The following is a 13,001-nucleotide window of genomic DNA, read 5'->3' as shown; positions in this document are numbered from 1 at the left end:
CGGCGTTCCGTACCGCCCCCCCCTCGAGCCGGGTTCCTCGGGCGGGGGAGCGGTGCGGTGGCGGCCGGACGGGTGGCTCGGGTGGCGCCGATGCTCCCGGCGGACGCGTGCGCCGGGAGCCCGCTCAGCGCGGCGTCGCGTCCGGCCAGGAGTCGGCGTTGATCGTGGTGGCCACCACCCGCACCTGCGGGGTCCGGACGATGCCGTAGTGCGTGGCGTCCAGCACGTCGCAGGAAGCGAGCCGAGGCAACTCCGCCCGCCAGGAAAGCCGTTGCGCGTCCGGCGCGCCCATGGGCGGCAGCCCGGCCACCGCGCGGCCCGCGAGCCACACGCGCGTGGGCGTGCCGGTCAGCCGGGGCAGTTCGTGCCGCGCCAGGCCCGCCACGTTGGCGCGGCAGCAGCGGGCGAGGCGCTCCGCGTACGCCGTCGCCCGCGGGCTCGCCGGACCCCCGGCGTCACCCTGGCCCAGCTCGTGCGCGAACACCGCCTCGAACTGCGTCTCGTCGTACGCCTGGAAGTGCCGCGCGGCACCCGGAGGCGGCGGGTCGAGCAGATACAGCCGCGTGGCCGGCAGCCCGGCCGCCTCCGCCTGCGCGGCCATGGCGTGCGCCACCCAGGCGCCGAACGACCAGCCCCCGAGCCGCCACTGCCACGCGTCGTGCGGGAAGCGGGCCTGGAGCGCCGCGTGATAGCGGCGGGCCCGGTCGGAGATCGACCAGCCGGGCAGGTCCGCCCGCCGCAGCGCGGGGTCGGCGATCAGGCAGACCGTGAGGTGCGGGGCGAGTTCGGAGACCAGGGCGCGGTACGCCTGGATGTCGCCGCCGACGGGGTGGACAAGGCAGATCAGGTCGCGGCCGGTGCCCTGCTGCCAGACCTCTACGGAGACGAGCTGATCGTCGGCGGCGACTTGCGCTGCGGCTGCCTGATCCGCTGTCTGTGTCGTCTGACCTGCTGTCTGTGCCACCTGCCCCGCCGTCGGCGCTGTCTGCTCCGGTGCTGGTGCTGGTGCTGGTGCTGGTGCTGGTGCTGGTGCCGGTGCCGGTGTCGCCCGCCGGGTGGCGCCGGTGACATGGGAGCCCACCTCGTTGAGGCTGACCCGGTGGCTCAGCTCGGACAGCTCCACGTCGACTCCGTAGTGCTCCGCCACCTTGGCGATCAGGTCGAGCATCATGAGGGAATCGGCGCCGTGGTCGTACAGCGAGGCGGCCGGGTCGATGTCGTCCAGGCCGAGCAGGGACCGGGCCCAGCCGCCGAGCCGGGCGGCGACCTGATCGGGCTCCTGCCCCGCACGGTGACCAGCGCCCTGACGGGCGTTCAGGCCAGGGCTCTGACCAGCGGTCGGGCCTGGCGGAACGGTGTCTTCGTGCCGTACCCCCGGCCGGGTGCCCGCGGGCGCGACGTAGAAGTCACGTGCCCGCCCGATGTCGGTGGTGGACACCAGGAGCTGCGGCAGGCCCAGCGTCAACGCCCTGGCGAACAGCCGCTGCCCTTCCTTCGCCGCCAGGCCGACCGCGAGATGCGCCTGGTGCCGGGGGTCGGACCGCAGGGCGTCGCGGGCCATGCCGACCTCGCTCCAGATGTCCCAGCCGATCCCGAGGCGCGCCGTGGTCTCGGCTTCTCCGGAGCGGTGGCGGGCGAAGCCGTCGAGGAGACCGGCCGCGGCGGCGTAGTCGAACTGGCCGATGCCTCCGAAGTGCGCGGCCATCGACGAGCAGTACACGGCGAAGTCCGGCTGGTGGCGCTCGATCAGACGCTCCGTCAGGAGCGCGCCCCGCAGTTTGGCCGCCGTGACCCGCCGCATCGCGGCGCCGTCGCGGCGCGCGATCAGCCCGCCGCCCGCCTCGCCCGCGGCGTGCACCACGCCGCCGATCCGTCCGGCGCGTGCCTCGATCCGCTCCAGGACCACCTGGGTCGGTTCCGTCGCCAGGTCGGCCTCGACCAGCTCGACGCGGTCCGCCCACGGCGTCAGGTCGGCGGGGAGCCGGGGGTGCCGGGACGTGAGGACGACCCGGCAGTCGGACCGCGTGAGCAGCCAGGCCGCGAGGGCGACGCCGATCCCCCCGGTGCCGCCGAGGATCACATGGGTGCCGGCCCCGGCCGACGGTATGCCGGGTTCCGTGGCGTCGGGCGCTTCGGCCGCGGGCACGGGAAGCAGCGCCTGCCGCCACCAGTAGCCCTGGCGCAGTGCGAGCCGCCGGGGCAGGCCCGTCGAGGCGTCGGCCTCGGCAAGGAGCGCGGCCAGGGCGGCGGTCCAGTCGCCCGGGTCCCCGGAGGGCAGGTCCAGCCAGCGGCCGTCGACGCCACACTCCTGCGGTGCCACTTCGCCGGCGCCCGCGAGCAGCCCCAACTCCGGCCGCAGCACGTCACCTTCGACCGGCTGGGCGCGGTACGACAGCCACCAGGGGCGCAGGCGCAGCGAGTCCGGCAGGTCCGCCGCCGCCCGGAGCAGGGCCGCCGGGGTGTCCAGGCAGGCCCCATGGGCGCGGTCGAGGGTGTCGTCGCCGACGGGCCCGGTGACGGCGAGCGGCAGCGCGTGCAGCCAGTCGATGTCCAGGGGGCCTGCTGGTCCGGAGGGTGCTGACGGCCCGGACGGCCCGGACGGCGCGGACGGTCCCGCCTCGGTCAGCGCGGTGAGCAACTGCCGCAGTGAGCCGGGGTCGGTGGGATCCACCTCGTACACGCCGTCCGCGAGGCGGGCGAAGGCGCGGCCCGCACTGACCCGGACCACCCGCTCGTACACGTCCGCGAAGGGGCGCAGTGCCTCGGACGGCATCGGGTCGGCGGTCAGCGCCACCAGTGTCGCGGAGGTGCGCGGACCGGCGGGCGTGCGGGCGCGGCTGAGGCGTATCCAGTGCGGCTGGTGCAGCCAGTCGGCTTCGGGCAGCCGCTGCGGCCAGTCGGCCTCCGGCCGGCGCGGGCCGGCGCTCGGGGGAGCGGTCCTTGTGGGGGCGGCGCGTGGGAAGTCGTACTCGGCGAGGTCGAAGGCGGGTGGGGGGAAGTCCCAGGGGGCCTGGGCGGGTCCCGTGGGCCAAGGGACGGCCCGGCCCGCCAGCCAGGCGTCGACGAGTTCCGTGGCCGTGCGGTCCCCGGCGGTGCGGGGGCCTTCCTGGGCCGTCGTGTCGATGCCGGGTGCTTCGACGGCGGACAGCGTACGCAGCCACGCCACGGCGGCCCCGGCGTCGGCGCAGACCGCCGCGGCCCGTCGGTGCCGTGCCGGTCGCCCGGCCTGCAGATGGCGCAGGACGTGGTCGTACGCCTCGGGCCGGGCCTCCAGATAGTCGGCGATGCGGGCGGCGTCGGCGCGCAGCCCGGCCGCGCTGCTGCCCGACAGCACCAGGCAGGGCACGACGGGACGGTGCGACGCGGGGCCGACCGACACCGGGGGCTCGTGCGACCTCGCAGCCCCGCCCGGCGCCGGTTCCCCGTCCGCTTCGAGGACGAGGTGCGCGTTGGTGCCACCGATGCCGAAGCTGCTCACGGCCGCCACCCGGGGGCGCCCGGCGGGCCAGGGGCGCGCCTCGGTCGGAATGCAGAAGGGGGCCGCGTCGGCGCCGAGTCGGGGGTTGAGCCGGTGGAAGTCGACGTTGGGCGGAATCACTTCGTGGTGCAGGGCGAGGGCGGCCCGTACGAGACCGACCACGCCCGCCGCGGCGCCGAGATGACCGATCTGGCTCTTCACCGAGGTCAGCGCGCAGCCGTCCGAGCCGATCGTGTCGCTCGCGCCGCCCGAACCGCCCGCGCCGCCATCCACGACGCCTGTGCCGTCTGCGCCGCCCGAGCCATCTGCGCCGTCCGAGCCGCTCGCGTCGCCCGAGGCACCCACGCTCGCCTCCGACACCCCGAACGCCTGCCGCAGCGCCCCGAGTTCCACCGGGTCACCCAGTTGCGTACCCGTGCCGTGCGCCTCGACATAGCCCACCTCGGCGCCGTCACGCCCACTGCGGCGCAGTGCGCCACGAATCACCTCGCGCTGCCCGGCGAGCGACGGCGCGCTGTAACTGAGCTTCCCCGAGCCGTCGTTGTTGAGGGCCGAGCCGGTGATCACCGCGTACACGGTGTCGCCGTCGCGGCGCGCGGAGCGCAGCGGCTTGAGGACGACCACGCCGACGCCGCTCGCCCCGACGGTCCCGCTGGAGTCGTCGCTGAACGGCCGGCAGTGCCCGTCCTTGGAGAAGATGTGCTGCGGACGGTAGGTGTAGCCGTCGGTGAGGAGCGTGTCGACGAGCACCCCGCCCGCGAGCATCACCTCGGCGTCGCCCTGGCGGAGCAGCCCGGCCGCGACGTGCACCGCCACCAGCGAACTGGCGCACGCTGCCTGCACGGTGAAGGCAGGTCCCGACAGGTCCAGGTGGTAGGCCACCTTGGTGGTGAGGAAGTCCTTGTCGTGGTGGAGCGCCATCTGGAAGCTGTCGGGCACCTGCTCAGGATCGCCCTCGCGGAGCAGCGCCTGGAAGTAGGTGTTCTCGCCGCACCCGGCGACGAGCCCGACGCGCCGTGCGCCCGGGTCGGTGATCCCGGCGTGCGCGAGCGCCTGGACGGAACTCATCATGAGATGCCGCTGCTGCGGATCCATCAGCCGGGCCTCCTGTCGGCTGATGCCGAAGTGCTCCGGATCGAAGGACAGCAGGCCCGACATCTGGCTGCGCGCGCCGACCAGTCCTTCGGCGGCGTCGAAGTGCTCGATGCCGCGGGCCCCGGTACGCACCAGGTCCCAGAAGGCCGCGAGGTCGTCGGCGCCGGGCAGCCGGACCGCCATGCCGATGACGGCGATGGGCTCGTCGACGGCGGAGGCGACATCGGGGACAGGTGCAGAGGCAGAGGCGGGCAGGGGCCCGGTGGGTTCCGGAGCGGGAAGCGCGGACTCCAGGAACGCGGCCAGCCGCCGCACCGTCACGTGCTCGAACAGATCGGGGATGGTGAACCGCAGCTCCGGCTCCGCGGTGCACCGCAGATGGAACCGCATCAGGTCCAGGCTGGACGCCCCGGCGTCGAAGAAGCGCTGCTCGGGCCCGACGGGCCGCCCGACCACCTCCTGGAACAGCTCGCTGAGCCGGGCCTCGTACGCCGAGAGAACCGGCCCGGCGCCGCTGCCGGAGTGCCGCAGTTCCTCGCCGGGAGCGGTGAGCGCCGCCCGCCGGTCCAGCTTGCCGCTCGGCGTGAGCGGCAGTGCCCGCACGCGCCGGAAGCGGTCGACGTGTATGTACGAGGGCAGCAGCGGCGCCAGATGCCGGGACAGCGCGTCCGCGGTGAGCCCCCGTGGCGCCGCCGCACTGCCCGAGCCGTCCACGCCGTCCACGCCGTCCGTGCGCGCGCCCTCGGCCGATCCCGTGCCCGAGGCCCCGTCCCGCACCTGCACGCAAGCGACAAGCGCGTCCGCGTCCCGTACGACCACGGCGTTCACGACGTCCGGATGCCGCAGCAGCGCCGCCTCGACCTGCCCGAGTTCCAGGCGGTGGCCGCTCACCTTGATCTGCTGGTCGTCGCGGCCCAGGTAGTGCAGCAGCCCGTCCGCGTCGAAGCGGGCGATGTCACCGCTGCGGTAGAACGTGCCGAGGCCGGGCACGTCGACGAAGCGCTCCGCGTTCAGCGCGGGGTCGCCCAGGTAGCAGGGCGCCGCCATGGGGCCGCCGATGAGGAGGCGGCCGGGGCGTCCCGGCGGCAGGGCCTCGTCGGCGTCGTCGACGACCCGCAGCCAGGCGCCCGCGATCGGCCGCCCGATGGCCGGACGCTCCGGCCAGCCCGCCGGGTCCCCGTCCAGACACAGCGCGCTGACCACGTGCGTCTCGGTCGGCCCGTAGTGGTTGAAGAGGCGTGCGCCGGGCAGTCCGGCGAACCAGCGGCGAATGGCGTCCGTGCACAGCAACTGCTCACCGGCGGTGATGACGTCACGCAGCCGCGAGGGGTAGCGGCCGAGGCGGACAGCGTGTTCGGCGAGGACCTGGAGTGCCACGTACGGCAGGTGGAGGCGCTCGATCCCGTCCGCTTCGAGCCGGTCGAGGAGCGCGGGCGCGTCCTGGCGCAGACCGGGGCGCATGAGATGGAGCAGGCCGCCCCCGCACAGCGTGCCGAAGATCTCCTGGAAGGAGACGTCGAAGGACAGCATGGCGAACTGCTGCGTGACCGCGGGCGCCGCGAGACCACCGGACTCCCGCTGCCACTGGAGCAGATTGCACAGCGTCCGGTCGGGCACCCGCACGCCCTTGGGGACGCCCGTGGAGCCGGACGTGAACAGGGTGTACAGCGGCTGCCGTCCGTCATGCGGCGCGAACGCGCCGACGGTGGTCGGCGCCGGGTCCGGGAGCACGACCGGTCGGCGCGGCAGCCCGGCCGGGGCGAACGCGTCGAGCGTGGGCGCCCCGTCCGGCGGCACCAGCACGCACAGCGGCTCCACCTGGTCCAGGATCTGCCGCAGCAGCGCGGGCGGGTACGAGGGGTCGAGGGGCACGATGGTCAGGTTCAGCCGGGCCAGCGCAAGGAGCGCCACCACGTGTTCGGGCGAGGCGTCGAGGTACAGGGCGACGTGACGGGGGCCGTCGTCGTCCGGCGGTGACGGGTGCTCGCGCCGCAGCTCGGTGGCCAACGCGGCGGCATGCGCGTCAAGTTCGGCGTAGGTGAACGTGCGGTCCGCCGACGCCAGCGCCGGCGCGTCGGGGGTCCGGCGGACCTGATCGGCGAAGCCCTCGGCGACGGTGGTGAAGTCCGGTCGCGTCGGGGCGGCGCGGCCGGGTTCGGGCAGCTCGCGGCGGTGGGGCGCCACCAGCTCGGCGAGGGTGGGGTCGGCTCCGGCGGCCAGCAGGTCGAGGGCGCGGCGGAACAGCACGTCGAGGGCGGCCACTTCGTCGGCGTCGAAGTACCGGGCGTCGTACTCCCACAGGCAGTCGACGCTCGCGCCGTGCTCCACCACCGACAGGGTCAGCGGACACTTCGCCTCGCTCGGCGTCGGCCACTCGGGCCGTGCCGTGCAACCGGGCAGCGCGAGCGCGCCGAAGTCGGTGTTCTCCAGGACGAAGAGGAAGTCGAACGGCGCCTGCCCGGCGCCCGCCTCCCGGTCGGCCAGGACGTCGGCGAGGGCGACGTCCTGCCGGTCGAGCACCGCCTGCGCGGTGTCGGCGTGCCGCCGCAACTGGGCGCGCAGCCGCTCGCGCGGTGCCAGTTCCAGCGGCAGCAGCAACGTGTTCGCGAACATGCCGACGCTCGCCTCGAACTCCTGCACCGGCCGTCCGGCGACCGGCCCGGCGATCCGGGGAGCGGTGCGACCGGTCACCCCGTACAGGCTCCAGGCGTACACGCCCAGGAGGAGTGCGAAGCGGGTGAGGCCGAGGTCGGCGCAGAGCCGGTCGAGGGCGGCGCGGCGGCCCGCGTCCAGCGTGGTGCGCAGCAGGCGGCCGTCGGGGGTGGGCCCGGCGGCGCGGACCGGCTCCAGGGGGGTCGACTCGCTCGCCGACGCGGCGTAGTACCGGCCCAGTTCGGAGCGCTGGGCTCGGTACGCGTCGTGCGTGAACCAGGTGGCCTGCCAGGTGGCGTGGTCGAGGGGGGTCGGGACCGGCGAGGCATCCGGGGGCGCGGTGGGCAGTGCGGTCAGGGCGGGCAGGTGCCCCGCCGCGGCCTGCGGCTCACCGCTCGCCACCTGCGCGTACTCGGCGTACACCGCCGACAACTCGCCGAACAGCACGTTCAGCGACCAGCCGTCGACGGCTATGTGGTGCGCGAGCAGCAGGAGTTCGCCGCCGCCTGGGGACGGCAGCCAGCACGCGCGCAGGAGCCGGGGCACGGCCAGGTCGAACGGGGCGGCGAAGAAGTCGTCGGTGAAGGCGCGGCGGCCGCCTTCGGAGCGGAGCGCTTCGTCCGTGGGCTCGGCCCAGGGGTCGTAGGCGTCGCGCACCACCTGCCGCAGCCCGGCGGGCGTGGACTCGAAGGCGGTACGCAGCGCCGGGTGCCGTGCCACGAGGGCGCGCAGGGCGTGGCGGAGCGCCGAGGTGTCGACGGCGCCGTCGAGGCGGAAGGCCAGCGGCACGTGGTAGGCGCGGGAGTCCGGTTGCCGCTGCTGGAGCAGCCACAGGCGCTGCTGCTCGGAGGTGGCCGGTGCGAAGGCGGCTCCCGCGGGGGCGGCAACCGGCGGGTAGGGCACGCCGTCCCCGGCCCGGCCCGCCTCGATCGCGGCGGCGAGCCCGGCGAAGTCGGCGCGCAGGACGAGGGCTTGAGGCAGGTCAAGGCCCCAGCGCCGCCGCACATCGAAGCGCAGCCGCAGCGCCTTCAGCGAGTCGCCGCCGCTCGCCACCCACCGGTCACCGGGCCGGAGATCGCCGACGCCCAGGATCCGGCCGGCCAGCGCCAGCACTTCGCGCTGCGGGCCGGTGACGGGCCCCGCGTCCTCGGGACGTCCGTCACCGGCGGCGGTCCAGGGAGCGTCGGCCCGTCGCAGCAGAGCGGACTTGTCGACCTTGCCGTTGGCGTTGAGCGGCAACTCGTCCACCCGGTAGGCGCGGTGGGGGCGCATGTACGCGGGCAGGCTCGCGGCCAGATGGCGGTCGAAGTCGTCGTACGACAGGTCCGCGCCGAGCACCAGATAGGCCAGGAGCTCATTGACGCCGTCCGGGTCGCGGCGGGTGCAGACGTACGCCTGGCGCACCGCCGGGTGGGCCACGATCTGCCGCTCCAGCTCGCCCGGCTCGACGCGGAAGCCACGCACTTTGACCTGGCGGTCGACGCGCTCGACGTACTCGACGCGGCCGTCGGCGTCGACGCGCACCAAGTCGCCGGTGCGGTAATGGCGGTCGGGTCCGGAGTCGGCTCCGGCAGCGTGCGAGGGGAGGCTCACGAAGCGGCGCTCGGTCTCCTCCGGCAGGTTGCGGTACCCGGCCGCGAGCGCCTCGCCGGACAGATACAGCTCGCCCACCTCGCCCGGTTCGGCGGCGCGGGTGCCGTCGACGACCGCGAGTGCCCCGGTGCCCGGCAGCGGGAGCCCGATCGGGATCACCTCGCTGTCCAGGTCGCGGGGGATCGGGTGGCAGAGGGCGAACGTGGTGGCTTCGGTGGGGCCGTAGACGTTGTGGAGCCGGGTGGGGCTGTCGGGGTTGTCGCGGAACCAGCGTTGGATCAGCCGCGCGTTGAGCTGCTCGCCGCCCACCAGGACCTGGCCGATGCCGGAGAAGCAGTGCGGCACCTTGTCGACGATCGCGTTGAACAGCGCCACGGTGATGAACAGGACGTCGACGCGCAGCCGTTCCAGCTCGGCCGCGAGGACGTCGGGGGTCTGCACCGTCTCGTCGCGCAGGATCACACACCGGCCGCCCGTCAGGAGTGGTACCCACACCTCGAAACTGATCGCGTCGAAGGCCGGGTTGGACAGGCAGGCGAAGCGCGCGCCCTCGTCAAGGCGCAGATAGCCGGGGCGCGCCAGGCGGAGGATTCCGGCGTCCCGCACCTCGACGCCCTTGGGGCGGCCGGTGCTGCCGGAGGTGTAGAAGATGAAGGAGACGCCGGTGCTGTCCTTGACAGCGTTGTCGGGCGGGGCGGTGTCACCGTCGGCTTTGCCGGGCGCACCGGCCTTGCCGGACGCGCCAAGCTCGCCGAGCACACGAGCCTCGCCGGGCGCGCCCTGGAGCAGTGCGGACACGTCGAACGGCCGTACCGCCTCGGGCAGTTCGTCGAGAGTGGCGGCGCCGCGCACCACCGCCGCGCAGGCCGAGTCCGTCAGGATGTGGCGTCGGCGCTCGGGCGGGCTCTGGGCGTCGAGCGGAACGACGGTCGCGCCGAGCCGCAGGACGCCGAGCATGGCGCAGACCAGCTCCCACGAGCGCGGCAGGCAGACGGCGACGGCCTGCCCCGGCCGCAGTCCGTGGTGGCGCAGCGCGTCGGCGACCGCCGCGCTCGCCGCGTCGAGCTCCGCGTACGTGAGGGTCTGCTCGCCGTCGACGAGCGCGACGGCATCGGGGCGGCGACGGGCCTGCGCGAGGACGGTCGTGGCCAGATTTTGGTTTGTGGACAAGCTGAACTCTTCCGCTCTCGGGGCTTATTCACAGAGGTGACTTGAATAGGCGCGGGATTTCGCTCAGCAGGGTCGGTCGGGCCCCGGAGAAGTTACACATTGCAATCCAAGAGCGAATGGCCGGCCGCTTCGTCACACTGGGTGTATTCACCGTGCACAGATGTGACATGACGTGTCGTGAGGAGGCTCGGCATGCCGTGTGACCTGCTGTAGAGCGTGCTTACCTCCGAGTAGAGCGTGAATACGTCCAGACAGTCGAAGGAGCCGCCACCGCCATACGAAACAAAGCGATGGGTAAATCGTCTGTCGATGAGGCCGTCCGCTGTGATGATTGATCAGGGCGTATGCGTCTGTCAATGGGAGAGTTGTCCGCGCTGTCCGGGCCGCCGTTGTCCGCGCAGGAGACGCATGCGCCGACGGTGGCGCTCCCGCTCGTGTCTCGTAAAGGATTCTCGACGAGCTGGTCAACTCGCCCGTGAACGGGCCTGGTCCGGGCAACCTCTTGCGGTGCGACTACGTGGGGGTGGGCGGCATGCGACAGCACGACGCAGAGCAGGGGAAGCGGTGCAGGGTGGCCGACGTGAAGGATTTGACTCCGTGCGAAGGGCCGCTCATGGCGGTCACGGCCCTGACCGCCTATGGCAAGGAGATGACCGGCTGCGTGGCGCACGGCGCGCGACAGCTCGCCAGTCTGCCGCAGGCGAGGTCGCACCCGCTGTGCTGCCTGTCGCCGTGGGCCGTGGGGGCCTGCGCGCGGGCGGCGACACTCCCGCCGTTCGTGTGGGAGGTCGGCTGCTGACGAGGGTGGGGGCGGGGGTAGAGGGCGGGGGCGGCGGCACGGTACGGCGTCATCCGGACGCACCCTGTACGGCCGCCGCCACATGCTCCCGGAACCAACGGTGCCCCGGATCCATCGAGTTGCGGGGGTGCCAGGCCATTCCGAGGTCGACGGGGGCCAGGTCGAGTGGGATGGGGAACGTACGCAGTCCGAGGGCCGCGGTCGGGTCGGGGAGCCAGTCGGCCAGGGTGAGGGCGACGAGGTCGGTGGCCCGGGCGAGGAGCATGGCGCTCGTGTGGCCGGGGACGACGACGGCGACACGGCGGCGCAGCCCGCGTTCCGCGAGGGCGTGGTCGATGGGGCCGAGGCGCTTGCCGTGCCGGGAGATGCCGATGTGGTCGGCGGCGGCGAAACGGCGGGCGTCGATCCGTTTCTGGAACAGGGGGTGGCCGCTGCGGGCGACCCCCACCAGCGGCCGCCGGACGAGGCTTTGGGTACGGATCTCCGGGGCCAGGTGCCCGAGAACGCCGAGCTCGACGTCCACCGCGCCCTCCCGCAGCGCGGGGCCGCCCTCCAGCGCCTCGGGCAGGAAGACCACGTCCACGTCCGGCGCCTCCGCGCGGACCCGCTCGGACAGCGGACCCGCGAGCCCCGCCAGGAGCAGGTCGGTGGCCTGCACGGTGAAGGTGCGCTGCAGATGGACGGCCTCGAACCCGGCCCCCGGCCGCAGCACGTCGTCGCAGCCCCGCAGCAACGCGGCGACCTCGTCGCGGAGTTCGACGGCCCTGGGCGTGGGGACCAGGCCCTGCCCCGCCCGGACCAGGAGCGGATCGCCGACGGCGCGACGGAGCCGGGCCAGGGTGCGGCTGGTGGCCGCGGGGGAGGTGCCGAGGCGCTCGGCGGCGCGGGTCACGCTGTTCTCCTGGAGCAGGGCATCCAGGACGCGGAGCAGATTGAGATCCATGAATGGCTCCTGAGCTGCATATTTACGTCTGAGTCAACAATTGGATGCTGATTCTTGCATTGCCGGGCAGCCCCGCGTGCTCGGAGGGTGGACGCAGGCCCACGAGAACGCGGGCCGCCCCACGAGCGCCTTGCGCAAGGAGTCAGTCATGCAGGAGTCCCCACGGGCCGGTCGCGCAGGCGATGTGCTGGCCGTGGTCTGCCAGAGCGGGCCGTCGGTGTCGTTCTTCGACGCCGCGTCCGACCAGTACCTCGGCTCGGTCGAAACCCTCGCCCAGCCCCACGAGTTGTGCTTCGACCCGAAGCGGCGACTGCTGTGGTGCACGATGACGTACCACTCGGGCTTCTACCACGCGAACTCCGGCCGCCGGACCGAGCTGACCGTCATCGACCCCGACACCCGCAGCGTCGTCGAGGTCGTCGACCTCGCCCCCGAACACGCCCCGCACGGCCTCGCGTTGGACGCGGAGCGCGGCCGTCTGTACGTCACCGTGGAGGGCGCGAAGGACCGCCCCGGCGGCGTCGTCGTCATCGACACACGGACCCGCCGCCCCCTCGGCAGGATCGACACCGACGCCCCCGGCTCGCACTGGCTGGCCATCGACGCGGCCGGAACGACTGCGTACGTCGCCAACAAGGAGGCGCCGTACGTCTCGGTCCTCGACCTGGAACGGGAAACCCTCACCGCGCGCGTCGAGGTGCCGGGCAGCGAAGGGGTCGCAGTCGCGGCCGACGGCACGCACGCCTTCGTCGCCGCGCCGCACGGCGGCTCCTTCTCCGCGGAGGGCGTGACACCCCCGGGGATCAGGGTGATCGACACCCGGACGACGGCCGTCGTCGACACCCTCCTCCTGGAGAACGCCGCCATGCCCCTCCACCTCACCTCGACGGGGAAGCTGCTCGCGGGCGAGGTGGGCACGGAGCGCGACCGGGCGGCCGGAACGAGCCGCAGGGCGCCCGGCCGCCTCACGGTCTTCGCCGCCGACACCCGCATGCGGCTCGGCGAGGTCGAGGTGGGGCTCGTCCCGCTGACCATCACGTCGTCGCCCGACGGCCGGATCGCGTACGTGGCCTGTTACGCCTCGTCCACCGTCGACATCGTCGACCTGGAGGCGCTGCGGCCCCTGACCCGCCTGCGGCACCCGGCTTTCGGGGATTCGGGTGCGCATGGCTTGGCGTACATCCCGCGGCGGGCGTGAGAGACGTCCTGCCCGAGCCGCGCCCCGGGCCCGGCCCGCCCGCATCCGGCGTGCCCTGTTCCGCCTCCCGATC

Annotated in this window: 4 protein-coding genes; 2 read left to right on the top strand and 2 right to left on the bottom strand. The window is 73.9% G+C overall.

All coding sequences use genetic code 11. The annotated features are described in order from the left end of the window. Window positions 1-124: 124 nt before the first annotated feature. Window positions 125-9,988, bottom strand: a complete 9,864-nt coding sequence (locus ACZ6BG_RS30225) for an amino acid adenylation domain-containing protein (protein WP_469007400.1) — start codon at window positions 9,986-9,988, stop codon at window positions 125-127. Between the two features lie 613 nt (window positions 9,989-10,601). On the opposite strand from ACZ6BG_RS30225, the gene ACZ6BG_RS30220 reads away from it, so the two are divergent. Beyond that, window positions 10,602-10,787 carry a hypothetical protein gene (locus ACZ6BG_RS30220; protein WP_469007398.1) on the top strand — a complete coding sequence of 62 codons (186 nt, stop codon included), beginning with the start codon at window positions 10,602-10,604 and terminating at the stop codon, window positions 10,785-10,787. Window positions 10,788-10,836: 49 nt separating this feature from the next. Here ACZ6BG_RS30220 and ACZ6BG_RS30215 read toward each other — a convergent pair whose 3' ends face one another. Beyond that, the gene (locus ACZ6BG_RS30215; protein ID WP_469007394.1) at window positions 10,837-11,730 is read right to left on the bottom strand and encodes a LysR family transcriptional regulator; all 894 of its coding nucleotides are present in this window, start codon (window positions 11,728-11,730) and stop codon (window positions 10,837-10,839) included. A gap of 148 nt (window positions 11,731-11,878) precedes the next feature. On the opposite strand from ACZ6BG_RS30215, the gene ACZ6BG_RS30210 reads away from it, so the two are divergent. Beyond that, window positions 11,879-12,928 carry a YncE family protein gene (locus tag ACZ6BG_RS30210; protein ID WP_469007393.1) on the top strand — a complete coding sequence of 350 codons (1,050 nt, stop codon included), beginning with the start codon at window positions 11,879-11,881 and terminating at the stop codon, window positions 12,926-12,928. Window positions 12,929-13,001: the final 73 nt, after the last annotated feature.

The sequence above is a fragment of the Streptomyces sp. NPDC041205 genome, assembly GCF_055591765.1.
The sequence above is the reverse complement of the archived record's forward strand: the minus strand, read 5'-3'. Positions and strand labels throughout refer to the sequence as shown.

Excerpts from the sequence above, each read along its gene's own strand:
- ACZ6BG_RS30220 (WP_469007398.1), top strand. The coding sequence starts at position 10,602 with ATGGCGGTCACGGCCCTGACCGCCTATGGCAAGGAGATGACCGGCTGC.
- ACZ6BG_RS30210 (WP_469007393.1), top strand. The coding sequence starts at position 11,879 with ATGCAGGAGTCCCCACGGGCCGGTCGCGCAGGCGATGTGCTGGCCGTG.
- ACZ6BG_RS30215 (WP_469007394.1), bottom strand. The coding sequence starts at position 11,730 with ATGGATCTCAATCTGCTCCGCGTCCTGGATGCCCTGCTCCAGGAGAAC.